The organism is Roseobacter sp. AzwK-3b, assembly GCF_000170875.1.
Taxonomy (GTDB): Bacteria; Pseudomonadota; Alphaproteobacteria; order Rhodobacterales; family Rhodobacteraceae; genus Roseovarius; species Roseovarius litoreus.
The window spans coordinates 103,690-130,673 of the sequence record NZ_ABCR01000004.1 but is presented as its reverse complement, the minus strand read 5'-3'; the positions used below and the strand labels follow the sequence as shown (position 1 = coordinate 130,673).

Annotated in this window: 24 protein-coding genes; 8 read left to right on the top strand and 16 right to left on the bottom strand. The window is 63.5% G+C overall.

Annotated elements, in window-relative coordinates:
• Nucleotides 1–5: 5 nt before the first annotated feature.
• The 12 genes from acsF to bchF are packed head-to-tail and all read right to left on the bottom strand — an operon-like array spanning nt 6 to nt 13,373.
• The gene (acsF, locus tag RAZWK3B_RS08740) at nt 6–1,130 is read right to left on the bottom strand and encodes a magnesium-protoporphyrin IX monomethyl ester (oxidative) cyclase (protein ID WP_007814227.1); all 1,125 of its coding nucleotides are present in this window, start codon (nt 1,128–1,130) and stop codon (nt 6–8) included.
• On the bottom strand, nt 1,127–1,423 hold the full coding sequence (locus RAZWK3B_RS08735; protein WP_007814225.1) for an O2-dependent cyclase accessory protein: 297 nt from the start codon (nt 1,421–1,423) through the stop codon (nt 1,127–1,129). Before RAZWK3B_RS08735 ends, acsF begins: the two co-directional genes overlap by 4 nt.
• Before the next feature lie 16 nt (nt 1,424–1,439).
• On the bottom strand, nt 1,440–1,913 hold the full coding sequence (puhC, locus tag RAZWK3B_RS08730; protein ID WP_007814223.1) for a photosynthetic complex assembly protein PuhC: 474 nt from the start codon (nt 1,911–1,913) through the stop codon (nt 1,440–1,442).
• 21 nt (nt 1,914–1,934) lie between these two features.
• Complete coding sequence (puhB, locus tag RAZWK3B_RS08725) at nt 1,935–2,573, bottom strand: photosynthetic complex putative assembly protein PuhB (RefSeq protein ID WP_007814221.1); 639 nt, start codon at nt 2,571–2,573, stop codon at nt 1,935–1,937.
• Nucleotides 2,574–2,595: 22 nt separating this feature from the next.
• Complete coding sequence (puhA, locus tag RAZWK3B_RS08720; RefSeq protein ID WP_007814220.1) at nt 2,596–3,369, bottom strand: photosynthetic reaction center subunit H; 774 nt, start codon at nt 3,367–3,369, stop codon at nt 2,596–2,598.
• A gap of 28 nt (nt 3,370–3,397) precedes the next feature.
• Nucleotides 3,398–4,846 carry a PucC family protein gene (locus tag RAZWK3B_RS08715; protein ID WP_007814218.1) on the bottom strand — a complete coding sequence of 483 codons (1,449 nt, stop codon included), beginning with the start codon at nt 4,844–4,846 and terminating at the stop codon, nt 3,398–3,400.
• Entirely contained in the window at nt 4,843–5,523 is a 681-nt protein-coding gene (gene bchM / locus RAZWK3B_RS08710) for a magnesium protoporphyrin IX methyltransferase (RefSeq protein ID WP_007814216.1), read from the bottom strand. The genes RAZWK3B_RS08715 and bchM overlap by 4 nt, the downstream gene beginning before the upstream one ends.
• Entirely contained in the window at nt 5,523–6,419 is an 897-nt protein-coding gene (gene bchL, locus RAZWK3B_RS08705) for a ferredoxin:protochlorophyllide reductase (ATP-dependent) iron-sulfur ATP-binding protein (protein ID WP_007814214.1), read from the bottom strand. Before bchL ends, bchM begins: the two co-directional genes overlap by 1 nt.
• A 49-nt stretch (nt 6,420–6,468) precedes the next feature.
• Complete coding sequence (locus RAZWK3B_RS08700; RefSeq protein ID WP_007814212.1) at nt 6,469–10,041, bottom strand: magnesium chelatase subunit H; 3,573 nt, start codon at nt 10,039–10,041, stop codon at nt 6,469–6,471.
• Nucleotides 10,031–11,605 (bottom strand): ferredoxin:protochlorophyllide reductase (ATP-dependent) subunit B, encoded by a 1,575-nt coding sequence (bchB, locus tag RAZWK3B_RS08695; protein WP_007814210.1) that lies wholly within the window; start codon nt 11,603–11,605, stop codon nt 10,031–10,033. Before bchB ends, RAZWK3B_RS08700 begins: the two co-directional genes overlap by 11 nt.
• Nucleotides 11,602–12,888: a ferredoxin:protochlorophyllide reductase (ATP-dependent) subunit N gene (locus RAZWK3B_RS08690; protein WP_007814208.1), complete on the bottom strand. Its 1,287-nt coding sequence runs from the start codon at nt 12,886–12,888 to the stop codon at nt 11,602–11,604. Before RAZWK3B_RS08690 ends, bchB begins: the two co-directional genes overlap by 4 nt.
• Nucleotides 12,885–13,373, bottom strand: a complete 489-nt coding sequence (gene bchF, locus RAZWK3B_RS08685; RefSeq protein WP_007814206.1) for a 2-vinyl bacteriochlorophyllide hydratase — start codon at nt 13,371–13,373, stop codon at nt 12,885–12,887. The genes RAZWK3B_RS08690 and bchF overlap by 4 nt, the downstream gene beginning before the upstream one ends.
• A 336-nt stretch (nt 13,374–13,709) precedes the next feature.
• Between bchF and RAZWK3B_RS08680 the strand changes: the two genes are divergently transcribed.
• The 8 genes from RAZWK3B_RS08680 to bchJ all read left to right on the top strand — a co-directional run bounded on the left by RAZWK3B_RS08680 (nt 13,710) and on the right by bchJ (nt 22,359).
• Nucleotides 13,710–14,513, top strand: coding sequence for a cobalamin B12-binding domain-containing protein (locus RAZWK3B_RS08680; protein ID WP_157132207.1), 804 nt, complete (start codon nt 13,710–13,712; stop codon nt 14,511–14,513).
• A 37-nt stretch (nt 14,514–14,550) separates the two neighbouring features.
• Entirely contained in the window at nt 14,551–15,978 is a 1,428-nt protein-coding gene (gene ppsR, locus RAZWK3B_RS08675) for a transcriptional regulator PpsR (RefSeq protein WP_157132206.1), read from the top strand.
• Between the two features lie 70 nt (nt 15,979–16,048).
• Nucleotides 16,049–16,957 carry a chlorophyll synthase ChlG gene (gene chlG / locus RAZWK3B_RS08670; protein ID WP_007814200.1) on the top strand — a complete coding sequence of 303 codons (909 nt, stop codon included), beginning with the start codon at nt 16,049–16,051 and terminating at the stop codon, nt 16,955–16,957.
• Nucleotides 16,958–18,247 carry a BCD family MFS transporter gene (locus RAZWK3B_RS08665; RefSeq protein WP_007814198.1) on the top strand — a complete coding sequence of 430 codons (1,290 nt, stop codon included), beginning with the start codon at nt 16,958–16,960 and terminating at the stop codon, nt 18,245–18,247.
• Between the two features lie 3 nt (nt 18,248–18,250).
• Nucleotides 18,251–19,429 (top strand): geranylgeranyl diphosphate reductase, encoded by a 1,179-nt coding sequence (locus RAZWK3B_RS08660; protein WP_007814197.1) that lies wholly within the window; start codon nt 18,251–18,253, stop codon nt 19,427–19,429.
• Complete coding sequence (gene idi, locus RAZWK3B_RS08655; RefSeq protein ID WP_007814194.1) at nt 19,426–19,974, top strand: isopentenyl-diphosphate Delta-isomerase; 549 nt, start codon at nt 19,426–19,428, stop codon at nt 19,972–19,974. The genes RAZWK3B_RS08660 and idi overlap by 4 nt, the downstream gene beginning before the upstream one ends.
• Before the next feature lie 93 nt (nt 19,975–20,067).
• Nucleotides 20,068–21,729: a magnesium-protoporphyrin IX monomethyl ester anaerobic oxidative cyclase gene (gene bchE / locus RAZWK3B_RS08650; RefSeq protein WP_007814191.1), complete on the top strand. Its 1,662-nt coding sequence runs from the start codon at nt 20,068–20,070 to the stop codon at nt 21,727–21,729.
• 6 nt (nt 21,730–21,735) lie between these two features.
• Nucleotides 21,736–22,359, top strand: a complete 624-nt coding sequence (gene bchJ / locus RAZWK3B_RS08645; RefSeq protein ID WP_007814189.1) for a bacteriochlorophyll 4-vinyl reductase — start codon at nt 21,736–21,738, stop codon at nt 22,357–22,359.
• Here bchJ and RAZWK3B_RS08640 read toward each other — a convergent pair.
• From RAZWK3B_RS08640 to RAZWK3B_RS08625, 4 genes are all read right to left on the bottom strand, one after another.
• Entirely contained in the window at nt 22,328–23,917 is a 1,590-nt protein-coding gene (locus RAZWK3B_RS08640) for a thiamine pyrophosphate-binding protein (RefSeq protein WP_007814186.1), read from the bottom strand. The genes bchJ and RAZWK3B_RS08640 overlap by 32 nt on opposite strands.
• Complete coding sequence (locus tag RAZWK3B_RS08635) at nt 23,914–25,425, bottom strand: tripartite tricarboxylate transporter permease (protein ID WP_007814184.1); 1,512 nt, start codon at nt 25,423–25,425, stop codon at nt 23,914–23,916. Before RAZWK3B_RS08635 ends, RAZWK3B_RS08640 begins: the two co-directional genes overlap by 4 nt.
• Complete coding sequence (locus tag RAZWK3B_RS08630) at nt 25,422–25,913, bottom strand: tripartite tricarboxylate transporter TctB family protein (RefSeq protein WP_007814182.1); 492 nt, start codon at nt 25,911–25,913, stop codon at nt 25,422–25,424. The genes RAZWK3B_RS08635 and RAZWK3B_RS08630 overlap by 4 nt, the downstream gene beginning before the upstream one ends.
• A 71-nt stretch (nt 25,914–25,984) precedes the next feature.
• Entirely contained in the window at nt 25,985–26,962 is a 978-nt protein-coding gene (locus tag RAZWK3B_RS08625) for a Bug family tripartite tricarboxylate transporter substrate binding protein (protein WP_037295491.1), read from the bottom strand.
• Nucleotides 26,963–26,984 lie beyond the last annotated feature (22 nt).

The following is a 26,984-nucleotide window of genomic DNA, read 5'->3' as shown; positions in this document are numbered from 1 at the left end:
GCGCATCAGTAGGCCGGCTCCATCCGGGTGCTGGCGGGCACCTGGTGACGCTTGGCGGGGATGAAGAAAAGCCCCGCAAATGCCGTGGCCGCCCGCGCCTGCGCCGACACTTGCCGCAGCATGGCACCCAGACCGCTGTCCTGCTTGGCGCGCGCCAGATCGGCATTCGCCTTTTGCAGCTTGACCAACCCGGCCTGCCAGCGCGGATTTTCGATATCCAGCGTGATCGGGAAGATCTGCTTGGTCAGCACGCTGGTCTTGGTAAAGACCTCGTGGGCATACCAGTCGGGATCGACGCCAAGCGCCTCGTGGAAGGCCGGGCGCTGATGATCGCGCACATACATCGTGGCGTAGACCGCGGTGAGGAAGAACTTGATCCACCACACATTGACGCCCGATGTCAGTTTCGGGTCGGTCTTCATCAACAGGGCGAAGGCCTCGCCATGGCTGAACTCGTCGTTGCACCACTCCTCGAACCATTTGAAGATCGGATGGAACCGATGCTGCGGGTTCGCCTCGAGATGGCGGAAGATCGTGATATAGCGGGCATAGCCGATCTTTTCCGACAGGTAGGTGGCGTAGTAGATGAACTTGGGCCGGAAATAGGTGTATTTCTTCTTCTGGGTCAGAAACCCGAGATTGACCGCAACACCTGCTTCACGAAGGGCATCATTGATGAAGCCCGCGTGCCGCGCTTCATCGCGCGCCATCAGCTGGAACAGCTGCGTGATGTCCGAATTGGACCCGCGCCGCTTCATTTCCTTGTAGAGCACACAGCCCGAGAATTCGGCGGTGCAGCTGGAGATCAGGAAGTCGATGAATTCCTTCTTCAGCTTGGGCTCCATATTGTCCCAGTCGACGTGATCCCAGTCTTCGTTCTTCTTGAAATGACCCTTGTTGGGGTCGCTTTCCATCTGATCGATCAGGTGATCCCAGTCCTCGCGCACCGAGCTGACGTCGATTGCGTCGAGCTCGTCGAAATCGGTGGTGTAGAAGCGCGGGGTGAGCAGGGTGTTCTGCATGGCCACATCGGTGGCGGCCTTGCTGTCGAACTTGGACTGCTCTTCCTGAATGGCGAGACCTTCCTCGACGGTGGTGGCGTCGGCGGAGTGCTTGGGCTGCATGTTCATAGCGTCACCTCCTCGGAGAAGGAGAACTCGCACAGCTCCATCACTTCGAAATCGCCGGTCAGCCGTGTCCAGAGCTGTTCCAGCTTGGAGGCGCGGAAGATGATCGCGTCGCGATCCTCGGATACGATCTCGCCGAAGGGGGCCATGATCTCGGGTCCCTGGACCTTGACCTCGTCACCCGGATAGATGACGGCCCCGTTGTTGAACCGCACATGCGCGTGCAGCGACTCGAATTTATGACTGATTTCCACAGTGCACGGCGCGTGCTCTATTTCCTTGGTAAGCCATCCCATTCTTGGCCTCCTTTCCCTATTGTGCCAGCAGCCGCGCGAAGGCCCTGGCGTTATCTGCACCGAATCCCATTAAATCGGCGCCCCAGCCCGTGCTGGGATCCTGGATCTCGACCCGGCCATTGTCGCGCCGGATCAAGACGACGGGCCCGTCAAGGGCCACGCGATGCTTCGTGCGTTCGCGCAAAACAACGCGCCAGACGCCCGAAATGAAACCGCCCTGGTCGGGCGTCAGGTCGGCAACAAGCGTGCCGTCGAGATTGTGAACCGTGGCCGAGCCGGCCATGTCGCCCGCCAAGATCACCTCGCGGCTGACCACGATCTCGCCCTCGGGGGGCGTCGCGATCAGCGGGCGGTCGGTGACCCGGGCAATGGTAACCAGTGCAAGCACGGTCAGAACAAGGGCCAGCATGGCGCGCGTCATGACGCGCGGGATCAGCTCCTTGTCGTGGGGGTTCCGGCGCGGTTGGCCGTGGGTGTCGATCTGGGTCATGGCGGTGTCCCTTTCGTCTGACTATTCGGCCGCGACGGTCGCAGCGGCGCTGTGACGTTCGACCTTTGGCGTGCTGACACGGGCCTCGGCGGCTTCGGCCAGCAGATGGGCGATCTTCTCGGCGTCGGGGATACAGCGCAGCGCGGGTTGTGTTCGGCGAATGACCCAGGGGCGCACATGCGGCCAGCAGACAAGATAGCTTAGACGCGTGTTGCCCATCAGGTCCAGTGCGATCGTTCCGGTGCCGTCACGATGCAGGCGCAGATCGGCGTTGCGCACTTGGCTGAACGGCAGGTTCAGCGTGACGGTGAGTGCCGCACCGATGCGCATCGCGACCCGGCGGTTGGTGATGGTGTAGACGGTGGCGCGGGCCTGTACGTAGCCCACGATCAGCAGGATCGCGCACACGATCCCGCCGAGGATGATGAACGGAAACGAGGCCCGGAAGGCGCTGGCTGCGCTCACCTGATCCATCAGCGTGACATAGCGCCAGACCGCCAGAACCACGAAATAGACGGCCACCCAGTAAAGGTTGAGTGAATCGCGTGTCAGCGCCCACCAGTGGGGTTTGCCCTGCCATAGGATATGCTCGCCCTCGGGGGGGCGTTCGGGCAGTCCCTTGACGGGCTCTGATGCGAAATCGTCGTGATCGTGGCTCATGGCGGTCTCCCTTGGTTCTGCTTCAGCCCAGTTGCGGCTCAAGCCGCTCTTCGGAGGCATAGAGCGTGCCACCGGCGTAGTAGCCGCTGATCTTGTCTTCCTCGAGCATGGTCACCTGGTTGGGTGAGGCATGCTGCGGAACGCCGGCGAAATGCTTGCCGAAGATCGAGCGGATCTTGACGTGGTTCGACTTGATCCGGGCCATCGGCAGGGGCACCAGCCGCTTGCCGCCGCCATGATCGGCGTCGAGGTCGATTTCCAGATAGCGGACCATCTGTTCCGGCTCGTCGATCCACATGTCGGTGATCGCGCCGACCACCTCGCCGTCGCCTCCCATCACAGGCAGACCACGCGGGTCGCGGCCGGCGGCGACATGGAAATGCTCGGTTGCGGCCATCGGGACGATCTTGGGGTGACCCTTGCCGTCAAGCTCGGGCATGTCGCGGCGCGGCGCCCACGAGGCGGGGCCGACACCATCGACCATCGGATCGCCCGTCGGCACGAAGGGAAAGCCGTTGCCCGCAGCGGTCTTGCGCAGGGCGATGTCCTTGCGCTCGGGCGTTTGCCCAGAGGGGACGGTCACGTCGCCCCGGCCATGGGGCAGGCGGAACGTCTTGTCGTCAGGCACCGGGAACAGCCCCTGGTTGGCCGAGACGTTGCCGTCATCGTCTTCCAGAGGGTAGCCCTCGCGCATGTTCTCGCGCTGAATGTAGAAGATCAGCGCGGCGAAGAAGAAATAGAACAGCCAGAGCGACAAGCTGGCCAGATCGAATTGTCCAAAGAAGGTCTCGGTCATGTCGGTATCCTTTCCGAGCAACGGCAGGTCATGTGGGGAAGTCGGCCAGGCCGATACGGGCCGCCCCCTTTTGGGTTTCGGGTGTGGTATCCGCGCGCACCAGACGGACCAGCGGTCCAAGGGCAGCGAGGGTGACGAAAAGCAGGCCGATCTCGAGGTGATAGACAAATGAGTAGCCTGTGGCGGGTGTGTTCAGCGCCTCGCCCAGCGAACCGGAGGTCGCGGCTGCGTTGATCCAGTCGCGCAGCCCGCCGCCCAGAGCGATCGAGAGGCCTGCGGCCGTGGCCTGTGCCGCGCCCCACGCGCCAAGCGCAAGGCCGTGTCCGGCCTTGCCGCTGGTGTGCATGGTCATCGCGGCGGTCAGGGTCGAGACCGCGAACAAACCGCCGCCAAGCCCGATCAGGCCGGCGCCGGCAAAGAACATCACCGGCGATCCCATGGGCGCGGCGAAGATCACCACCGAGAACGCCGCCACACCGGTCAGCAGGCCGAATGCAGCCAGACGGTAGGGATCGCGCCCTTGCGCCAGCATCTTGCCCGCCATGGTGAAGCCGATCAGTGCGCCGATGGCCCAAACGGCGGTCAGCATCGTGGTCGAGGACACCGAAAGGCCCAGGATCTCGCCGCCGTAAGGTTCAAGCAGAACATCCTGCATGTTGAAGGCCATGGTCCCCAGAAACACCACCGCCAGAAGGCGCCCGGCCTGTCCGCCCGCGATCAGATCGGCCCATGCCTCGCCAAAGCGCGGGCGAGGGGCCTCGCGTTCGGCGCGGCTCATCGGGGTGACTTTTTCCTGTTTCCAGAGCGCAATCAGGTTCAGAACGATGCCCACGACGGCTGCACCCTGCACCACACGGATCAGCCGGAACGGCGAGAAATCCTTGAGCAGCCAGCCGATGATGACCGCCGACAGGCCCATACCCACAAGGAACATCACGTAAAGCAGGGCCACCACGCGGGGCCGGGTCTCGTCATCGGCGCGGTCGGTCGCCAGCGCCAGACCGGCGGTCTGTGTCATGTGCAGGCCGAGGCCCGTCATCAGGAACGCAAGGGCCGCCAGCACCTCGCCCGCCCATGCCGGGCCCACGGCCTGCTGACCCGACAGCACCAGAAGGGCGAAAGGCATTACCGCCAATCCTCCCATCTGCCACAACGAGCCAAACCAGATATAGGGAATCCGCTTCCAGCCGATCGCGCTGCGATGCGTGTCCGACCGGAACCCAAGAAGCGCCCGGAACGGCGCGATCAGCACCGGCAGGGCGATCATCACCGCCACGATGGTCGCCGGCACCGAAAGCTCGACGATCATCACACGGTTAAGCGTGCCCAGAAGCAGAACCGTCGCCATCCCCACCGACACCTGAAACAACGACAGACGCAGAAGCTGCGCCATCGGCAGCCCTTCGCTTGCGGCATCCGCGAAAGGCAGGATGCGGCTTGTCAGATGGATCAGGCGAGAGGGACGGCGCTGGCTCATCGTGACAGCTCCATCGCCTGCGAGATGTAGAAGCCCGAGGTGATCCGCGTGAGCGGCGAGAGGCGCGCATCCGTGCCGGTTTCGGCCAGCGCGCGGCTCAACCCCTGCGCGGCATGGGGCACCATGGTGGGTGAGCGATCAGCGCGGGGGAACATCTGCCCCATGCGCCACATCGCCATCAGAAGCGGCGTGCGCGGTGCCACGGTGAACACCATCTTGCCGCTCATCCGCAGCGCCAGCGCGGCAAGCGCGCGCGAGATATCGGCCTGCGAGTAATAGATCAGGCTGTCCATCGCGACCACGTGATCGAACGACCCCAGCCTGTCGGACAGCATGTCGCCCGAATGAAACGACACCCGCGCCGACAGATCGATGGGCAGACGTTTGCGCGCGATCGCGACCAGCGAGGGCGAGATATCCACCGCCACCACATCGGCCCCGCGCGCCGCGAGTTCAGCCGTCATCTGCCCTGCGCCGCAGCCCGCATCCAGCACCCGTGCGCCGGTCAGGTCATCGGGCAGGCGCGACAGGATCTGTGCGCGCATCCTGTCCCGCCCCGCCCGGACCGTTTCACGGATGCGGCTGACCGGCGCATCGCTGGTCAGCCGTTCCCATGTCCGGGTCGCGGTCTTGTCGAAATAGGTTTCGACCGAGGCAAGGGTGCGGTCATAGGACATCAGTCAAACCCCAGCAGCTCGAAGATGTCGCGGTCTTCCATCGGCGCCGGAACCAGCGGCTCGGTGCCGTTCCACAGCGTCTCGGCCAGCCGGATGTATTCCTTGCGGCAATTGACGACATCTTCCTCGTCATCCATCTCGAACAGCGTCTTTTTCTTGAGGCGCGACCGGCGGATGGCATCCACATCGGGCATATGCGCGATCCGGTTGAAGCCGATCTCGGCGCAGTAGCGGTCCACCTCGTCGGTGTCCTTCGAGCGGTTCGCCACGCAGCCCGCCAGCCGGACCTTGTAATTGGCCGACTTGGCCTGCACCGCCGCGATGATCCGGTTCATCGCGTAGATCGAGTCGAAATCATTGGCCGTCACGATCAGCGCCCGGTCGGCATGCTGCAGGGGGGCGGCAAAGCCGCCGCAGACCACATCACCCAGCACGTCGAAGATCACCACATCGGTGTCTTCCAGCATGTGATGCTGCTTGAGCAGCTTGACGGTCTGACCCACCACATAGCCGCCGCACCCTGTGCCGGCGGGCGGTCCGCCCGCCTCGACGCATTTCACCCCGCCCCAGCCGGTCGCCACGAAGTCTTCGGGGCGCAGCTCTTCTGGGTGGAAATCGACCTCCTTGAGAATGTCGATCACCGTGGGTTGCAGCCGTCCGGTCAACGTGAAGGTGCTATCATGCTTGGGGTCGCAGCCGATCTGCAGCACCCGCTTGCCCATCTTGGCGAAGGCCGCCGACAGGTTCGAGCTGGTGGTCGATTTGCCGATGCCGCCCTTGCCATAGACCGAGAACACCTTGGCGCCCTCGATCTTCGTCGAAGCGTCTTGATGGACCTGTACGGAGCCTTCTCCGTCCTGTCCCTTGAGCGTCGGAATTTCGTCGCGAGGGCTCATGTCTGGCCTGTCCTTCCTGAATGTCGTGTCCTGTTGCGCGTGTCGTTGGTCATTCTGCGGCCACCCCTTCAAGGCGATCCTCGATGGCGTCTGCCGCATTGCGCAGGGCGCTGAGCGTCGCTTCATCGGGGGACCAATAGGCGCGGTCATGGGCTTCGAGCAGGCGGTTTGCCATGCGCGAGGACGCCACCGGATTGAGATCGGTCAGACGCTTGCGCATCGCATCGTCCAGCACGAAGGTCTCCGAGATCCGCTGATAGACCCACGGCTCCACCTGTCCGGTGGTGGCCGACCAGCCCATCGTGTTGGTCACATGGCTTTCGATCAGCCGGACGCCCTCGGCGCCATGCTTGAGCAGAGCCTCGTGGAATTTCGGGTTCAGCGCCCGCGACCGCGTCTCGAGCGAGACCTGATCGGCCAGCGTGCGCACCTTGCCCGCGCCGCGGGTGGTGTCGGAAATATAGATCGCCGCCTCTTGTCCGCCGCGTGCGCGCTTGACCGCGCGCGAGATCCCGCCAAGCGTGTCGAAATAGTGATCCACCGTGGTCACACCCAGCTCGACCGATTCAAGGTTCTGATAGGCCAGATCCACATCGCGCAGCGCCTGCTGCAGAAGCGCTGTGTTCTGCTGGGCCTTGCCATTGACGCCATAGGCAAAGCTCTTGCGCGTCTCATAGGCATCGGCCAGCTCGTCCTCGTCGCCAAAGGCCGACCCGTCGACCAGCTGGTTGACGTTCGACCCATACGCGCCCTCGGCATTGGAAAACACCCGCAAGGCTGCGGTTTCCAGATCACAACCGATCTTTTCGGCATAGCTCAGCGCATGGGCGCGGATGAAATTCTGCTCGGGCGGTTCATCGGCCATCGCGGCCTTCAGCGCGGCCTCGGCCAGCAGCCGGGTCTGCAGCGGCAGCAGGTCGCGGAAAATCCCCGACAGGGTCATGATGACATCGATGCGCGGCCGGCCCAGTTCGGCCAGCGGGATCAGATCGGCACCACAGAGCCGTCCGAAGCTGTCAAATCTCGGCTTGGCGCCGATCAGCGCCAGCGCCTGTGCGATCGGGCTGCCATCGGATTTGATGTTGTCCGACCCCCACAGCACCAGCGCCACGCTGCGCGGCAGGCTCTTGTGGGTATCCAGCAGCACTTGCGCCTGTTTCGCGCCTTCGCGACAGGCAAACTCGGTCGGCATCCGGAACGGATCGAAGGCATGGATATTGCGCCCCGTCGGCAGGATATCGGGCGACCGGATCAGGTCGCCGCCCGGCACCGGCGCGGTGAACCGGCCATCCAGCGCGTTCAACAGCCCATCGATCTCGCCATTGCGTTGCAGCAGGGTATCGACCCGTGCGCGGGTCTCCGCGTCGGCCCCCTCGATCAGGCGCAGGTAATCGGCGCGGGCCGCGTCGCTCATCGGCTGACCCAGCACATGCAGCCCTTCCGGGATCAGCGCATCCTCTGTTTCCAAAAGCCGCAGCCACAGAGCCTGCGGATCCGCGCCATTCAGATCGACCGCCGCCGCCTGCTCGGCGATCAGCGCCTCGAGCTCGTTGCGCTCATGCGCATCGGGCGTCATTTCGCGCCAGCGCGTCAGGCTGTCCTTCAACTCGGCCAGCCCCTTGTAGAGCCCCGACGCCGCCAGCGGCGGGGTCAGATGCGTCACCGTCACCGCGCCCGAGCGGCGCTTGGCCAGCGTCGCCTCCGACGGGTTGTTGGACGCGTAAAGGTAAACATTCGGCATGTCGCCGATCAGCCGGTCCGGCCAGTCCGAGGGGCCGACCCCCGCCTGCTTGCCGGGCATGAATTCGAGCGCGCCATGCATCCCGAAATGCAGCACCACATCGGCGCGGAACGTGGACTTAAGCCACAGATAGAAGGTGCTGAACGCATGGGTCGGGGCAAAGCCGCGCTCGAACAAAAGCCGCATCGGATCGCCTTCATAGCCGAAGGCGGGTTGCAGCCCGACGAACACCTTGCCCATTTGCGCGCCCAGAACGAACACGCCGCGCCCGTCGGATTGAACCTTGCCGGGGGCCGGGCCCCATTGCGCCTCGATCTCGTCCAGCCAGGGCGTTCCCGCCACGATGTCGTCCGCGCTCACATGCGCCGCGACATTGGCATCCTGCCCGTATTGCTGGGCGCTGCCTTCCAGTACGCTGGCGCGCAGCGCCTCGACGCTGTCGGGCGGCGTCACGTCATAGCCGCGATCGGCCAGCGCGTGCAGCGTGTTGTAAAGCGAGCGGAACACATCCAGATAGGCCGCCGTGCCCGCAGCACCCGCATTGGGCGGAAAGCCGAACAGCACGATGGCCAGACGGCGCTCGGCCACGTCCGAGCGGCGCAGCGCCACCAGCCGCTCGACCCGTGTGGCCAGCCGCTCGATGCGGTCCAGACAGGGCGCCATCGCCTTGGCGCTTTGCCCGGCCTGGCAGCGATGCGCGCAGCCGGTGCAGATATCCTCGCCATGCCGGCCCGCAAAAACCGTGGGGTTCGTGGCACCATCCAGCTCGGGCAGCGCGATGAGCATGGTGGTCTCGATCGGGCCCAGCCCCTGCGCCGAGGCCGCCCATTGACCAAGCGTCTGGAATTCCAGCGGATGTGCAGCCACATAAGGCACGTCGAGCGCGTTCAGAATGCCGACGGCGGCTTCATTGTCGTTATAGGCCGGCCCGCCCACCAGCGAAAACCCGGTCAGCGACACCAGCGCGTCGATCTTCACGCCTGTCGCATCTCGGAAGAAAGCCTCGATCGCCGGGCGCCCGTCCAGCCCTGACGCGAACGCCGCCAGAACCCTCAGCCCGCGGGCCTCCAGCGCGCGGATCGCCGCGTCGTAATGCGCGGTATCTCCCGACAGCACATAGCTGCGCATCAGCAGTACACCCACCGTACCGGTCGCGTTTTCGGGGCAGGGCAGGGCGCGGGCATCCTCGGTGATGCGGTCGGGCAGATCGGGGTGATAAAGCCCGGTATCGGGGTATTCCAGCGGCGCGGGCGCGCGCGTCCCGCGCCACTCCGCGATCCGGCAATAGCGCGAGATCAGGAACCGAACCATGCCCTCGATATTGTCGTCTGATCCACCCAGCCAGTATTGCATGATCAGGAACCAAGCGCGCAGATCCTGCGCCTTGCCGGGAATGAGCTTGAGGATGCGCGGCAACCGCTTGAGCATCTTCATCTTGCGCTCGCCGCTTTCGGTCGAGGGCGCCGACGAGCCGCGCAGCTTCTTCAGAAGCTTGCGCGTCGCGGTTTCCGGCGCGGCCATGTCCAGCGTGCCCATGCGCGTCAGCTTGACGATCTGCGCATCCGCGATGACCCCGGCCATCGCATCGCAATGGTCGCGACGCGCCAACAGATCGGGCAGGATCGCGTTGATATGCTCTTCGAGGAAAATCAGCGACGATACCACGATATCGGCCCGCGCGATGTCGCGCTTGGCGGCGGCCAGCGCCTCGGGGCTCTCCCCCCATTCGGCGGCGGCATGCACGCGGATCGCCAGACCCGGAAAATCCCCCGCCATGCGCAGCGCGGCCCGCTCGCAAGGGCCGGCCGCATGGCTGTCCAGTGTCAGGATCACGACGCTGTAGCGGGGCGTTTGCCCGGTCATGGAGACGTCATCGCGCATAATGTGCCTTGGCCTCATAGAGCGTGTCGATGCCGATTTCCTGCATCCCGCGTTCAGCGGCGAACAGCTCGGTATTGCGCCGCGCCTTGCCGCGGACAAAGAAGGGTATCTTCTTCAACTCGCGCTCCGCATCGGCCAGCCAGATGACCTCGCCGGGCGCTTTCTTCTGGCCGGAAATATCCTCGGGGGGAGCGTCGAAATCCTGCGGGATTTCGGCGTGGGGGGCAGACGGCCCCCCTGCCTCGCGCGGCACATGCGCGCCGCCATGATGGCTGGCACCCGCCTCGTCGTGAAACTCGAAATCCTCGCGGAACATATGCAGCAGATGTTCCTCCAGCCCCATCACCAGCGGATGCACCCATGTGTCGAAAATCACATTGGCGCCTTCCAGACCCATCTGCGGGCTGTAGCGGGCGGGGAAATCCTGCACATGCACCGGCGCCGAGATGACGGCGCAGGGAATGCCCAGGCGCTTGCCGATGTGGCGCTCCATCTGCGTGCCCAGGATCATTTCCGGGGCCAGTTCCTCGATCCGGGCCTCGACATCCAGGTAATCGTCCGAGATCAGCGCCTCGACCCCGTATTCCTTGGCCAGCGCCCGGATCGGGCGGGCCATTTCGCGGTTGTAGCAGCCCAGCCCCACCACCTCGAAACCCATCTCGTCGCGTGCGATGCGGGCGGCGGCGGCCACATGGGTGCCATCTCCGAAGACAAAGACGCGCTTGCCGGTCAGATAGGTGGAATCGACGCTGGCCGAGTACCACGGCAGGCGCAGCCGCGCTTCATCCAGTTTCGCAGGAAGGCCCGACAATTCACTGACTTCGCGGATGAAATCGCGGGTCGCACCAACGCCGATCGGCACCGTTCTGGTGAAGGGCAGGCCCAGCTCGCGTTCCATCCAGCGACAGGCCGCCTCGCCGGTTTCGGGATACATCAGCACGTTGAACTGTGCCGCCCCCAGCCGGGTGATGTCCTGTGGAGACGCGCCGTAAGGTGCGCAGACATTGACTGAAATACCCATCTCCTCCAGCAGCGCCGTCACCTCGGTGATGTCGTCGCGATGCCGGAAGCCAAGCGCTGTCGGCCCGATCAGATTGGCGGTGACCTGCGTGGTCTTCTCGACCGGACGGGCCAGCGCGCGTACGATCTGGAAAAACGTCTCGTCGGCGCCGAAGTTTTCCTTGCGCTGATAGCTGGGCAGTTCCAGCGCGATCACCGGCACCGGCAGCCCCATGGTTTCGGCCATGCCGCCGGGATCGTCCTGGATCAGCTCGGCGGTGCACGAGGCGCCCACGATCATCGCCTGCGGCTTGAACCGGTCATAGGCGTCCTGACACGCGGTCTTGAACAGGTTCGCCGTGTCGCTGCCCAGATCGCGGGCCTGAAATGTGGTGTAGGTGACCGGCGGGCGGTGGTTGCGCCGCTCGATCATGGTGAACAGCAGATCGGCATAGGTGTCGCCCTGCGGTGCATGCAGCACGTAATGAAGACCGGTCATCGCCGTGGCCACGCGCATCGCGCCGACATGCGGCGGACCTTCATATGTCCAGACGCTCAGCTTCATACCGCGGCCCCCAGCTTTAGGGCTTCGCGGCGGCGCACCGGACGCGAGAAGAGGCCCGCCAGATCGCCCGCCTGCTCGTAGAAATGCACCGGCGTGAAGACCAGCTCGATCGCCCATTTGGTGGTCAGGCCCTCGGCCTCCAGCGGATTGGCCAGACCCAGACCGCAGACCGTCAGATCCGGCTGCGCCGCGCGGCAACGCTCAAGCTGCAAATCCACATCCTGCCCTTCGGCCAGTTGCGGGCCTTCGGCCAGCAGGTCCAGCTCGGGGCCGACAACGGCGCGATGCAGGAAGGGCGTGCCCACCTCGATCGCTTCCATCCCGCATTCGCGCGTGAGGAACCGCGCCAGCGGAATTTCCATCTGGCTGTCGGGGAAGAAGAACACCGATTTGCCGTTCAGTGTCTCCGTTGCCTTGGCCACGGCCTTGCGAGCTCGTGCGCGGGGCGCGTCAGTAACGGCGCCGAAACGCGCCTGATCGACGCCGAACTCCCGCGCAACGGTCTGGAGCCACGCAGTGGTGCCCTCCTCGCCGAACGGGAACGGCGCGGGGAGATGACGCGCCCCGCGTCTCTCCAAAGCAGCATGGGTGCCGCCAAGGAAAGGCTGTGTTAGTGCAAAAACGGTATTCGGACCGACGGTCACTTCGGTGTCGGCATGGCGCGCGGGCAGCACGGTGATATCGTCGATCCCCATCTGCGCCAGCAGATCCAGCGCCTGATCCTCGACCACATCGGGCAGCGCCCCCACCAGCATCAGCTGGCGCTTGTCGGTCTCGGGCAGGGTGGGCACCATCGAGGCAAGGCAGGCATCCTCGCCTTCGGTAAAGGTGGTCTCGATCCCCGATCCGGAATAATTCAGCACCCGAACGCGGGGTGCGTATTTCATCGTCAGCCGCTCGGCGGCGCGGGCCAGATCCAGCTTGATCACTTCCGACGGGCAGCTGCCGACCAGAAACAGCTGTCGGATATCGCTACGGCGTGACAGCAGCCGGTCGACCTCGCGCTCCAGCTCGTCCTGGGCATCGGCCAGCCCGGCCAGATCGGTTTCTTCCAGGATGGCGGTGCCGAACCGGGGCTCGGCAAAAATCATCACGCCGGCCGCACTTTGCAGCAGATGCGCGCAGGTGCGCGACCCCACGACAAGGAAAAACGCGTCCTGCATCTTGCGGTGCAGCCAGATGATTCCCGTCAGACCGCAGAACACCTCGTGCTGTCCGCGCTGTTTGAGAACCGGCGCGTTGCGGCATCCGGTGCTGGGCGGCGGGGGGGTATGACGGGTCATGCTGCACCCTCCGCCTGCAGGCGCGCGGCCCGCAGTTTGAGCAGGAATTGCCCCGCGTTCACCACGTAGGCGGCATAGGCGGCAAGCGCCACGACCATCTGTCCATCCGGCCCCATCGAGCCGCTGAACAGCACCCAGACGTAGGCTGTGTGAAGGCCGATCACGGCAAAGCTGAACACGTCTTCCCAGAAGAAGGCGGGGGCGAAAAGGTATTGACCAAAAACGACTTTTTCCCAAATCGCGCCGGTCACCATGATCAGGTAGAGGAACCCGGTCTTGACCAGGATCGACCATGTCGCCGCCTCATAGCCCAGACCCGTGGTCAGGAAGCGCAGCACCAGCACCAATGAGATCAGGAAGACCAGAAACTGCATCGGCGCAAGAATGCCCTGAACCAGCGTCCAGATGCTTTCGTCGCGTCGCGCGCGCTGCGCCTCTGTATAGAGATCCGAGCGGTCGTGTTCCGGACCAGAATGCGGTGCCATGTTCCCCCTCGCAGGCCAATGAGTATGGTCCGATGCTAGAGGTGAGAGCCGGAAAGTGTCAACTAAAACTTACACTTTGAAATAGGGGTTCTGTCAATTTTGTATGATTCTCTGAGCCGGAGGTGTCTTGATACCGGTTTTTCTCAATGCTCAGGCGAGTTTATCCGATCCCGCCGGGGCAATTTCTCTATCAGGAACAGCGATATGCGGTGTTTTCCGGGGGGCGATCTGTCAAGTTTATTTGACATTTTTAAAGCGCGGTCTCATGCTTTAATATAAGGGGCGGCATTGGAAATGCGCGCGACACGCGATGGCCGTATTGGCCGGGAGGGGTTCATGGAACTAGACCCGCGCAGACAGCGCTCCGGAAGGTCGGCTCCGAAGGGGCACGGGATCCGCTTCTTGGTCGAATCGGCGCTCCGAAGTATCGCCTCCGAACGGGTCACCAACTGGCCCACGACGCGCGCACAATGGGTCGAGCGCCTGTGCGAAGCCCTCATGTCCACCTCGGAAACCAGCTACCAGAGCGTGATCGCGGAATTGATCTCGATCGGCGTGAGCAGCAAGGACATCTATCAGATTTTCGTCCCCGAGGCGGCGCGCCATCTGGGCAAGCTCTGGCTGCATGACGAGGCGAGCTTCGTTGACGTCTCGATCGGCGCCGCGCGCCTGCAGACGCTTTTGCGCGAAGCCGAAGGCAAGGGCCACGCAAAGGGTGTCGATACCAGTATCCCGTTGGGGCAATCCGTCCTCATCGTGATCCCGGACTTCGAACAGCATTCGCTCGGCGCCTTCGTGGCCGCGGATCAGTTCCGCCGTCACGGGCTATGGGTGCATATGGCCATTGCGCTGAAACCGGATGAGTTGGTTAATCTTGTTGCAACCGGAAGATTTTCAATGATCGGGGTCACGGCTGCGAGCCGGAAAACGGTTGAAAAGCTTGGCGGGTTGGTGGAATACATACGGTCAAGAACGGAAACCTGTCCTCCGGTGGTCGTAGGCGGCCGTGCGGTAAACGAGATCGCGGATGTCGCGCGACGAACAGGGGCGGATTTCGCAGTAAAATCAGTTCGTGAGGCTGTAGAACGATGCGGCCTCGCGACCGTTGCCGAGACACTGTCATCAGATATAGCCCTGTAAGCGGCGCGGCGGTGTTTTCGGCCCTTGAGGTGGAAATGTGACCAAACAAACTCGAACATCGGAACGATTGCGCGCTGGTGTTCTGCCGGATCCGACGCATATCGAGCATCTGATCGAGCAGGCCTGCGATATCGCGGTCGTCGTGGATGTGCAGGGTGTCGTCACGGGCATTTCGGTCAATTCCGACAGCGCCTCTCTGGGCTGTCTCGATCATTGGGTCGGGCGTCCTTTCGATGACTTCCTGACCGAGGAATCCGTCAGCAAGTACAATGACCGGATCGCGCGGATGCGTGCCGATACGGCTCTTGTGCCGCGCCCGATCGAGATCAACCACATCGACAACGCGAAATGGGAATTCCCCATTCGCTACTCGTTGCACCGCATCGCCAATACCGGCGCGATCCTGATGCTGGGCCGTGACATGCAGCCCTTCGCCGAAGTGCAGCAGCGGCTTGTGCGCGAACAGATGGCGCGCGAGCGTGACCAGCAAAAGCTGCGCGGTGCCGAGACCTATTTTCGCGTCGTGCTCGAGGCCTCGGACACGCCCATGGCGCTGGTGGATCCCGAAAGTGGCCGGATCGGCGATCTGAACTCGGCCGCGGCCGAGCTGATGGGCGGGAAGGCCGATCTTCTGACCGGCAGCGCGATTGCCCAGGCCTTCGAAGGGCGCCGCCGCTCGGAATTCATGGATACCCTGAAATCCGCCGCCTCTTCGGACGAGATGAAGGGGGTCGAGGTGGTGGCCCGCCGCAATGGCCGCGTCATCACGATCTGCCCGCAGTTTTTCCGCGCCTCCGGCGATCTTGTGCTGTTGTGCCGCATGGCGACATTGGAAGATGTCGATGCCGGCGGCGCCGAATTGGCCAACACCCTGTCCTCGCTCTTCGCCTCGACCACGGATGCGATCGTGCTGGTCGATCCCAAGGGGTTCATCCGCGAGGCCAATGAGGCGTTTCTGGTCATGACCGACGCCGCACAGCTGCGCGACATCAAGGATCAAGCGCTTTCCGAATTCCTGTCCCGTGGGGCGGTGGACATGAAGCTGATCCTTGAAAATACGATTAAATCTGGGCGGTTGCGCAGTTATTCGGCGCAGATCAAGAGCGTCGTGGGCACACGCCTTCCGGTCGAGATTTCCGCCGCCCACCTGCGCCAGCGCGGCGGGGACATGGGCATCGGCCTGATTATTCGCGATGTCACCCCGCTCGAACAGGGCGCCGCTGCGGAAAGCTCCGCGATGGTCAGCGACGACGCCATGAAGAACGTCATGGACCTTGTCGGGACCGCTTCGCTGAAAGAGCTGGTTTCGGCCACATCCGACGTGATCGAGAAGATGTGCATCGAAACCGCCGTGCAGATGACCAACAACAACCGCGTCGCCGCCGCCGAAATGCTGGGCCTGTCGCGTCAAAGCCTTTATGTGAAGCTGCGCAAGCACGGATTGCTGCATTCCGGAGACGATTGACGCCGATCCGGGGTGGTCTGAAGCAAGAAACCCCTTTCCCGGAATCGAATTGTATAGTTTAATTGACACTATGAGTGTCACGTATTCCCTACACACCTCCCGCCGCCTGCCTAAACCGCGCGCCGTTCTCACCCTGATCAAGCCGATCACGTGGTTCCCGCCGATCTGGGCCTATCTGTGCGGCGTCGTCGCCTCGGGTGTCCCGTTGTCGCAGGCGCCTTGGCTGGTGCTGGTCGGCATGGTTCTGGCCGGGCCTGTGGTCTGCGGCATGAGCCAGGCCGCCAATGACTGGTGCGACCGGCATGTGGACGCGATCAACGAACCGGACCGCCCGATCCCGTCGGGGGCGATCCCCGGTCGCTGGGGGCTCTGGATCGCCCTCATCATGAGCGCCATGGCACTGGCGCTTGGCGCGCTCTTGGGGCCGTGGGGCTTTGGCGCCACCGTCTTTGGCGTGCTGGCCGCCTGGGCCTATTCCGCCGAGCCGGTCCGCCTGAAGAAATCCGGCATCTGGGGTCCGGCCCTTGTGGGCCTGTGCTACGAAGGATTGCCGTGGTTCACCGGCGCTGCGGTGCTGTCGGATGGCGCACCGTCCTGGCCCATCGTCACGCTGGCGCTGCTCTATGCACTGGGCGCGCATGGCATCATGACTCTCAATGATTTCAAGGCATTGGAAGGCGACCGTCAGACCGGCGTCAACTCCTTGCCCGTCACCTTGGGCCCTGAACGCGCCGCGCGTGTCGCCTGCTGGGTCATGGCGCTGCCGCAACTGGCGGTCGTGGCGCTGCTTTACGCCTGGGGCAGCCCCTGGCACGCTCTCGCCGTCGCCGCCCTGATCGCGGCGCAGCTTTGGGCGATGCGGGTTTTGCTGTCCGATCCCAAGGGTCGCGCGCCCTGGTACAACGCCACCGGCGTCACGCTTTATGTCAGCGGCATGATGGTTTCGGCCTTTGCACTGCGCTCCATGGGAGGGTTCTGAATGACGCTTGGCTGGCTTTCGATTGTCCGCCTCGGGCTGGTGCAGATGGCGCTTGGCGCGATCGTCGTGCTGACCACATCGACGCTCAACCGCCTTATGGTGGTGGAGCTGGCGCTGCCCGCCGTGCTGCCCGGCCTTCTGGTGGCCTTGCATTACGGCATTCAGATCACCCGCCCCAACTGGGGCTTCATGTCGGATGCGGGCGGGCACCGCACGCGCTGGATCATCGGCGGCATGATCGTTCTGGCGCTTGGCGCGCTTGGGGCGTCCTATGGCGTCGTGCTCTTTGACACCAGCTTTGCCGCAGGCCTGTCGCTCTCGATCCTCGCCTATGCGATGATCGGGCTGGGGGCAGGGGCCTCGGGCACCTCGCTTCTGGCACTTCTGGCCACCGCCACGGCACCGCATCGCCGCGCCGCCGCCGCCACGATCACATGGCTGATGATGATCTTCGGCATCGCCGCGACCGCAGGCACCGTGGGCGCCTTTCTCGATCCCTACAGCCCGGCGCTCCTGCTCAAGATCGTGGGCATCGTCACCGGCGCCGCCGTTGCCGTGACCATTCTTGCCTCATACGGCATCGAGGCCCGCGTTCAGGCCGAGCGTCGCCCTCCCGACACCACCCGCTTCATTGATGGCCTGCGCGAGGTCTGGGACGAACCCGCCGCGCGCAACTTCACCATCTTCGTGTTCCTGTCGATGACCGCCTATTTCATGCAGGAACTGATCCTCGAACCCTATGCCGGGCTGGTCTTCGGCTTCACGCCGGGGCAATCCACCTCGCTCAGTGGCGCTCAGAATGGCGGGGTGTTCCTTGGCATGCTCACCGTCGGCATCGCCGCCACCGGCTTTCGGCTTGGCTCCTTGCGCAACTGGGTCGTGGCGGGCTGTCTCGGCTCGGCGGGCAGCCTTGCGCTGATTACCTTTCTGGGCGGCGCGGCCGTGCCATCGGCCCTGATGCCGGCTGTGGTCTGTCTGGGCTTTTTCAACGGCATGTTCGCGGTGGCAGCCATCGGCTCGATGATGGCGCTGGCTGGCGAAGGCCGTGGCGCGCGCGAAGGCACCCGCATGGGACTTTGGGGCGCGGCTCAGGCCATCGCGGCGGGCTTTGGCGGCCTTCTGGGGGCGGCGGCGGTCGATGTGATGCGGATCGCCCTGAACTCTGACGCACAGGCCTTCGGTATCGTCTTTCTGGCCGAGGCCACACTTTTCATTTTCGCGGCGCTGCTGGCGCTTCGGGTCATTGAACACGGGCGCGGCCGGGCCGCTGCCATCGTTCCGGGGGAATAGCAGATGTATGATGTCGTAGTTGTGGGCGGAGGCCCCTCGGGCGCCACCGCCGCCGAGGATCTGGCCCGCTCGGGTCACAAGGTGGCCCTTCTGGATCGCGCCGGGCGGATCAAGCCCTGCGGCGGGGCGATCCCGCCCCGGCTGATCGCGGATTTCGATCTTCCCGACGAACAGCTCGTCGCCAAGATCACAACCGCGCGGATGATCTCGCCCACCGGGCGCAAGGTCGATATTCCGATCGAGAACGGCTTTGTCGGCATGGTCGACCGCGAGGATTTCGACGAATTCCTGCGCAAGCGCGCCGCTCACGCCGGGGCGACCCGCGCCACCGGCACCTATCTGCGGATCGACCGCGATGGTGACGGCACCCGCGTCGTCTACCGCGACAAGGTCAGCGGCAATGAACGCAGCCTCGCCACCAAGCTGGTGATCGGTGCCGACGGCGCGCGCTCCAACGTAGCGCGCACCGAAGTGCCGGGCGGCGACCGCATTCCTTATGTCATCGCCTATCACGAAATCATCGAGGCGCCGGGCAAGGTTGGCGATTACGACCCTGCGCGCTGCGACGTGATCTATGACGGGCGCATCTCTCCCGATTTCTACGGCTGGGTGTTCCCGCATGGCAAATCCGCCAGTGTCGGCATGGGCTCGATGGTGCGCGACGTGGACCTCAAGAAAGCCACCGCCGATCTGCGTCTCGCCAGCGGTCTGGCCGATTGCCCCACCATCCGCAAGGAAGGCGCGCCGATCCCGCTCAAGCCGCTCGACCGGTGGGACAATGGCAGCGACGTGGTGCTGGCAGGCGACGCCGCCGGCGTCGTCGCGCCCAGCTCGGGCGAGGGGATCTATTACGCCATGGTCGGCGGCCGCGTCGCCGCCACCGCCGCGTCAGCCTGCCTTGCCTCGGGCCGCGTCCGCGACCTTCGGCTGGCGCGCAAACTTTTCATGTCCGAGCACAAGACCGTGTTCCGGGTATTGGCCTCGATGCAGAATGCCTATTATAGATCGGACGAGCGCCGCGAGAGGTTCGTCTCGCTGTGCCACGATATCGACGTCCAGCGCCTGACCTTCGAGGCCTACATGAACAAGAAACTCGTCCGCGCGCGCCCAATGGCGCATCTCAAGATCGGCTTGAAGAACCTCGCCCATCTGACGCGGCTCGTCTCGGCAGTCCGTGTATGACCGATTTTGCACCGACAGATTACCGACGTGATACCGACGCGATACCGACGTGGGAAAATGGCGTTCTCAAGCCCGTCGACAAGCTTGAAGCGCACCGCCGCGGATTGCGTCACAAGGCGGTGTCGGTCTTCGTGATGCATGGCGACGAGGTGCTGATCCAGCGCCGCGCCCTGGGCAAGTATCACACCCCCGGATTATGGGCCAACACCTGCTGTACCCACCCCCATTGGAATGAGGCGCCCGAGGCCTGCGCACAGCGCCGCCTGTCCGAGGAACTGGGCATCCAAGGGCTGAAGCTTGAGCACCGCGATCAGGTCGAATACCGTGCCGATGTGGGCGGCGGGCTGATCGAGCACGAATTGGTGGACATCTTCATAGCACGGGTGCCCGCGCGGATTCCGGTGGCCCCAAATCCCGATGAGGTGATGGAGACGGACTGGATCCAAATGTCTGATCTTGTTAGAAAAACAAAGCGCGATCCGGCCCGGTTCACGCCCTGGCTACGGATCTATCTCGATCAACATGCCGAGCAGATATTCGCCTGATATTGGGCTGGATTGTTAAAATTTTCTTACATTGATCTGTGTCAATCAAAGTTGACACATAGCATGGCACGCTTGTCCTGAATAGGAGGCGCCATGAAACTGCTCTTGATCCATCCGAACTATCATTCCGGCGGTGCCGAAATCGCCGGCAACTGGCCCCCCGCATGGGTGGCCTATCTCGCCGGTCCGCTCAAGGCTGCGGGCTATGACGACATCACCTTCATCGACGCGATGACCAATAATGTCGAAGAGGATGAGCTGCGCGCCCGCATCGCCGAGTTGCAACCAGATATTGTGGGTTGCACCGCCATCACCCCCTCCATCTACCGTGCCGAACGCGTCCTCGAGATCGCCAAAGAAGCCGCACCCGACTGTGTCACGGTCCTTGGTGGCGTGCATGCGACCTTCATGTTCAAGCAGGTTCTGTCCGAAGCCCCCCATATCGACGCCATCGTGCGCGGCGAGGGCGAGGAGGTGTTTCTCGATTTCGTGCGCGCGGTCGAGGATGGTCGCTGGTACACGGATCGCAAACATATCAAGGGCATAGCCTATACCGATGAAGGCGAGATCGTCGCTACTCAGGCCGCGCCCACGGTCAAGAATCTCGATGGGCTGACCCCCGATTGGTCAATCCTTGAATGGGACAAATACATTTACATCCCGCTCAACACCCGGCTGGCTATTCCCAGCATGGCGCGCGGCTGTCCGTTCACCTGCTCGTTCTGTTCGCAATGGAAATTCTGGCGCGATTACCGCGTCCGCGACCCCAAGAAGGTCGTGGATGAAATCGAGGATCTTGTTGAAAATCATGGTGTTGGCTTCTTCATCCTCGCTGATGAGGAACCCACGATCAACCGTCGCAAATTCACCGAATTCTGCGAGGAGCTGATCGCGCGCGGCCTGCCTGATCGGGTGAAATGGGGCATCAACACCCGCGTGACCGACATCCAGCGCGACAAGGATCAGCTTGGTCTGTGGCGCCGCGCGGGCCTTGTGCATATCAGCTTGGGCACCGAAGCCGCCGCCCAGATGAAGCTGGACCTGTTCAACAAGGAAACCCGCGTCGAGGAAAACAAGGAAGCCATCCGTCTCCTGCGCGAGGCGGATATCTTCACCGAGGCGCAGTTCATCGTCGGCCTGGACAACGAAACCGAAGAGACACTCGAGGAAACCTATCGTTTCGCGCGCGACTGGAACCCGGATCTGGCCAATTGGACGATGTACACGCCTTGGCCCTTTACCCCGTTGTTTCAAGAGCTTGGCGACAAGGTCGAGGTGTTCGACTTCGAGAAATACAACTTCGTCACCCCGATCATGAAGCCCGACGCGATGGATCGCGCCACGCTTCTGGACAAGGTGATGCACAATTACCGGCGCTTCTACATCAACAAGGCGCTGTTCCATTACCCTTGGCGGGGCCGGGGATTCCGTAGGAAATACCTGTTGGGCTGCCTGCGCGCCTTCGCCAAGGCCGGGTTTGCGCGCACCTTCTACGATCTGGGCAAGGTCGGATATTGGGGTCCGCAATCGAAAGAAAAGGTGGATTTCCATTTCGACGACAGCCGCCAGATCGCTCAGGCCCAGATGGCCGATTGGGAGGCGATGGCCGATCGAAAGAAAAAGGCCACCGAACGCCGGGTCGCCGTCCGCGATCAGATCAAGGCTGAAAAGGCCCGCATCGCCGCCGTGCAGGCCGAGGCGCGCGCCTGTGGCGGTGGGGCCGATACCCAGATCGAACGCACTCCGGCGGAGTAACGTGCCATGCGGGGGGACCAGCTTGCAGACCATGTGGTCGGGCCCAACGCGATCCTGCAGACCGCCGAGGCCCTGCGCGCCGAAGGGGGCGAGGCACTGACGCGGCATGTCTTCGCCTCGGTCGGGCTGGAGCATCTGCTGGATCACCCCCCCGCCGACATGGTCGATCAGCGCTGCGCGGCGGCGCTGCATGGCGCGGTCTCCCGCCTTTTACCTGCTCCGCGTGCCGAGGCTGTGGCGCAGGATGCCGGGGCGCGGACGGGTGCTTATATCCTTGCACACCGCATCCCGGCCCGCGCCCAGACTGTTCTGCGCCTGTTGCCTGCCGTTCTGGCGGGACCCATTCTCTTGCGGGCCATCCGGCAGCACGCCTGGACGTTTGCAGGATCGGGCCGTGTGAGCACAGGGTCGCACGGGGGGCTGTCGCTGACCATTGCCGACAACCCACTGGCCACGCCCGGCTGCCCTTGGCATCGCGCGGTTCTCGAGACGCTTTTCAGTCGGCTCGTTGCTCCTGATATTTCGGTGAGCGAGACCACGTGCTGTGCGCGCGGCGACGCCGCTTGCCGCTTTGTCTTTCGGCGCGGTGGGGCGGGGGCTAATGCGCCGCAGGCGCGGGCAGGCCTGTAATCTCGACATTCACGCAGGCCGGTTTGCCCGAGGCGAAGGCTCGCTCCAACGCCGGGACCAGATCTTCGAGGCGCGTCACGTACTCGCCATGCGCCCCAAGCCCTGCCGCCGCCAGATCATACCGCGCACCGCTCAAGTCGCAGCCGGTCAGCCGGTCCTGCCCGTAATCGCGGAGCTGGATCTGATGCTCGGCATTCCACCGCCGGTCATTGCCGATCACGGCGACGACAGGCAGATTTTCTCGCGCCGCCGTCTCGAACTCCGGTAGGTGAAAGCCCGCGGTGCCATCGCCCATCAGGGCCACGATCCTTGCATCCGGACGCGCCGCGCGCGCACCGATGCCATAGGCAATGCCGGCCCCGATCGCCCCCGACGGCCCGTTGATGATCCGCCGACCAGCGCGCAGCAGGGCTTGCGCCCATTGGCCGAACTCGCCCCCGTCACAGATCGCGATGCTGTCAGGATGGTTCGACAGCGCCTCTTGCACCGCCGCACAGAGCCCGGCCGAAGTGATCTTTCCGGCAGCGTCGGTCGCGGACGCGGCCGGTTCCGTGCTCAGTTTCTGCAAGGCGCTGTCGCACCAAGCCTGACGCTTTGGCTGCGCAACGGGAGCGCCGATCAGCGCTTGTGCCATGCCTTGCGCATCGGCCTGTGCGCTCAACACAAGCCGGTCGCCCAGATTGCGTCTTGCACGGTCAAGTTCCGGGGCATCGGGCTGAATGCAGATCCATTGCGCATCGCCCGTGCCGAACCCCAATGTGAAATCCACCCGCTTGCCGATGACGACGATCAGATCGCTGTCACCGAACACCTCTCGCAACCCGCCAAGCGACGGATCGTTGAGCCCGCGAGGGCTTTCCATTGCGACGACCGGCGCTTCAAGCGCGTCACGCAGAGCCTGCGCCAGCCCCGGTGCGCGTGTGTTGTTCAGTGCGGGGCCCAACACGATCAAGGGGCGGTCGGCCTTGCTGATGGCGCTTGTGATCCGTGCAAGGGTATCCTCGGCCATCTTGTGGGGTGCCACACCGGATGACGCGCCGACAGGCTGCGCATCGGCCGTCAGGATATCCACCGGCAGCGCCATGTGAACCGGGCCGGGACGATCCGCTGTCGCGGCGGTCAGCGCGCGCCCCAAATCCGCTTCGAGCCTGTCCACGGACTTGGGCCGCAAGGACAGCCGGGTGAGCGGCGCGGTGATCGCGGTCTGGTCCATTTCCTGAAACGCGCCCCGGCCATCCTGCCCAACCGGGCTGTCACCCGAAAGCAGCAGGACGGGGGTTTCGGATTCGCTGGCCGAAAACAGCGCGCCTGCAGTATTGGCAAGCCCTCCGCCAGCCGTTACCAGCGCCACGCCGATTTTGCCGGTCACCTGGGCATAGGCCTCGGCCATGAAAACGGCGGCGGCCTCGTGCCTTGTGTGCACGATGCGGATGCCGGCGGTCAGGCAGGCGTCGAAAATCGGCATGATCTGATTGCCCGACAGGGCGAAAATAACGTCGCTTCCGGCATCCGCCAGCGATTGCACCAAGAGATCCGCACCTCGCATCGGCGCACTCATGATTTCGACATCTTCGACGCCGAGTGATCGCGCACCGATTTGATTCCGGCACGTGCGATCGCGACGACGGTAATCAGCGTCACCGACCAGAAGAACCACGTGATCGGGCCACGGAACAGCACCTTCCAGTCACTGCCGGACATCAGCATCGACTGGCGGAAATTATCCTCCAGAAGAGGGCCCAGAATGAAGGCGATCAGGAATGGTGCAGCGGGCACGTGATAGCGCATCATCGCATAGCCGACCCACCCCATGACGAACATCACGCCGACATCGAAGATGTTGTTGTTGACCGCGAAGACGCCGTAGATGCAGAGCACCAGAACGGTGGGGATGAGCAGCCGCTCGGGCACGTCCGCCACGTATTTGAAGCCGCGGATCGCCGCGCTTCCGACGATGAACAGGAAGACCGAGCTGACGATCAGGCCCATGAACAGCCCATAGATGATGTCCACGTTCAGCACGAACATCATCGGCCCCGGCTGCAATCCGTGGATCATGAAGGCCCCGATGATGATCGCGGTGATGACGTCGCCCGGCACGCCGAGCGCGAGCAAGGGGATCAGCGTCGCACCGGCCACACCGTTATTCCCGGCTTCCGAGGCGGCGACGCCCTCGATTTCGCCTTTGCCGAAATTGGCTTTGTTCTTGGAACGCCGCCGCGCCTCGGAATAGCTCAGAAAGGCTGCGGGCGCCGCCCCGATACCCGGAATGGACCCAAGGAACACCCCGATCATGCTGCCTCGAACGATCGAACGGAAACTCTTGCGATAATCGGCAAAGGTGACCCATTTGTTGCCGATCGAGCGTGTCTTGCCCAGATGCGCTGTCGGATGCCAGGCCATCGCAAGTACCTCGGGTATCGCGAAAAGGCCGATCAGAACCGCGATGAAGTTCAAGCCGCCCATCATATTGGGATCGCCAAAGGTGAAGCGGTTCGTGCCATAGACCAGATCCAGGCCGATCGTCGCCAGCAGCAGCCCCAGAAGCGCCGACAGCGCCCCGCGCAGCAGGCTGTCACCCGACACGCCCGCGATGATCGTGAGCGAGAACAGGATCAGGGTGAAGAATTCCGGCGGGCCGAAATTCAGGGCGAAGGATGCCAGCCATCCCGCAAAGACGATCAGCGCCATGTTCGAGATCACGTCCGCGGTGCACGAGGCCCAAAGCGCCATGCCAAGCGCGCGGCCGGCTTCGCCTTTTTCGGCCATCGGGTAGCCGTCGAGAATGGTGGCCGACGAGGCCGGTGTGCCGGGTGTCTTGATGAGAATGGCCGGGATCGACCCGCCGAAGATGCCGCCCTTGTAGACCCCGAGCAGAAGCAGGATGCCAGTGATCGGCTGCATCGCAAAGGTGAATGGCAGTGTCAGGGCCACAGCCATGGTGGCGGACATTCCGGGGATCGCGCCACCGATCACGCCGATGACAACGCCGCCGAAAAGGGCGAGAAAGGATTCGACATTGCCGACAAGGGCAAGTCCGGCAAGCAGGCTGTCGACAAAGCTCATGGAAGTCTCACGATCGTGCCCTGCGGGATCGCGACCCCTGCGACATGGGCGAAAAAGGCATAGAGCACCAGCGGCACCGCAACGGCGCAGATCAGTGCTGCGATCGGATGGCGCGTCCGGACAAGGAACGCCGTTGCGGCAAAGGTCAGCATACAGGTCCAGACCATGCCAAGACGTGGGAGCAGATACATGATCACGATCATGATCGCGGCCATTCCCGCAAGACGAACCCACGCGCGGGCGGGATCTTCCGAGGCTTCGTTGAGAGGGGTCTCATCGCCGCTGTCACGCAGTCCCGCCGCGATCAGTCCAAGCCCCGCCAGCGCTGTGAACCCTGCCAAGGAATAGGGCCAGAAAAGGGGCGACAGGAAGATATTGCGTATATTGCTTGGCGCGGCCACCCATTGGGGAATGGCCACAAAAATCAGAAACAGGGCAGCGATACATGCCCCCAGCCCCAATTGCAGTTGCACGCTTCGATTGGTCACCTGATCCCTCCCTCAAGAAATCACGCCGGGCCCTAGGGGCCCGACGCGAGAATTTTGCGGTCGCGCGAGCATCAGCCTTCGATGCGCATTCCCAGATCGTCAACCAATTTGCGGAACGTGTTGTATTGGGTCTGGATGAATTCGTTTGCCTCGGCCGGGTCCATCAGTCGGATCACCGATCCGCGCTCCGTCATCTTCTGAAGGAAATCCGCGTCCTGTGTCGCGGCAGCCATCCACTCGCCCCATTTCTGGGAAATGTCGTCAGGCAAGCCCGCAGGCCCTGCGATTCCGGTCCAGCCCACAAGTTGATGCAGGGCCGGTTTGCCCAGGTCTGCCGCGGTCGGCGCGTCAAAGCCTTCCACCGGCTCAGCCGTAGTCACCAAAATGACCTTGAGCTGTTCATTGGTTACGAAGCTCGCCAAAGCCGAGGAGTTCGTGCAGATGAACGTCGCCGTGCCGTTCAGAACCGCCGTGGCCGCAGCCCCGCCGCCCTTCAGCGGGATATGGGTAGCCTGGTTCAGCGGGTCTTCGATACCGAATTCGCGCAGCACCATCGCCCCCGCCAGATGCAGCAGAGAGCCGACACCCGAAGAGCTGTAGGTCACGCCGCCTTCCCGCACCTTGGCGATCAGATCATCCATATTCTCTATGCCCGACGAGGGGTTCACCGCACAGGCCACAGGATTGATCTCATAGACGGTCACAAAGCGGAAATCATCGAGCGTGTAGGGCAGGGTGGCTTTCATCGCCGGGTTCACCGAATGTGAGCCGACGCGCGCAAAAAGCATCGTGTAGCCATCCGGAGCGGCATTCTGCACGGCAACCGATCCCGTGGCGCCCCCCGCGCCCGTGACATTGGCCATGACCAAAGGCTTTCCTACAGCCGTTCCAAGAGGTTCGGCGATAGTGCGCGCGGAAATATCCGTGGCGCCCCCTGCGCCGTAGGGAATGATCATGTTGATCGGGCGTTCGGGATATTCGGCAAGGGCGGCGCCGGCCGACAGCCCGGCCATAAGGGCACCGGTTGTGAAGATCGTCTTGAGTTTCATCATATTCCTCCCTGATTTCTTT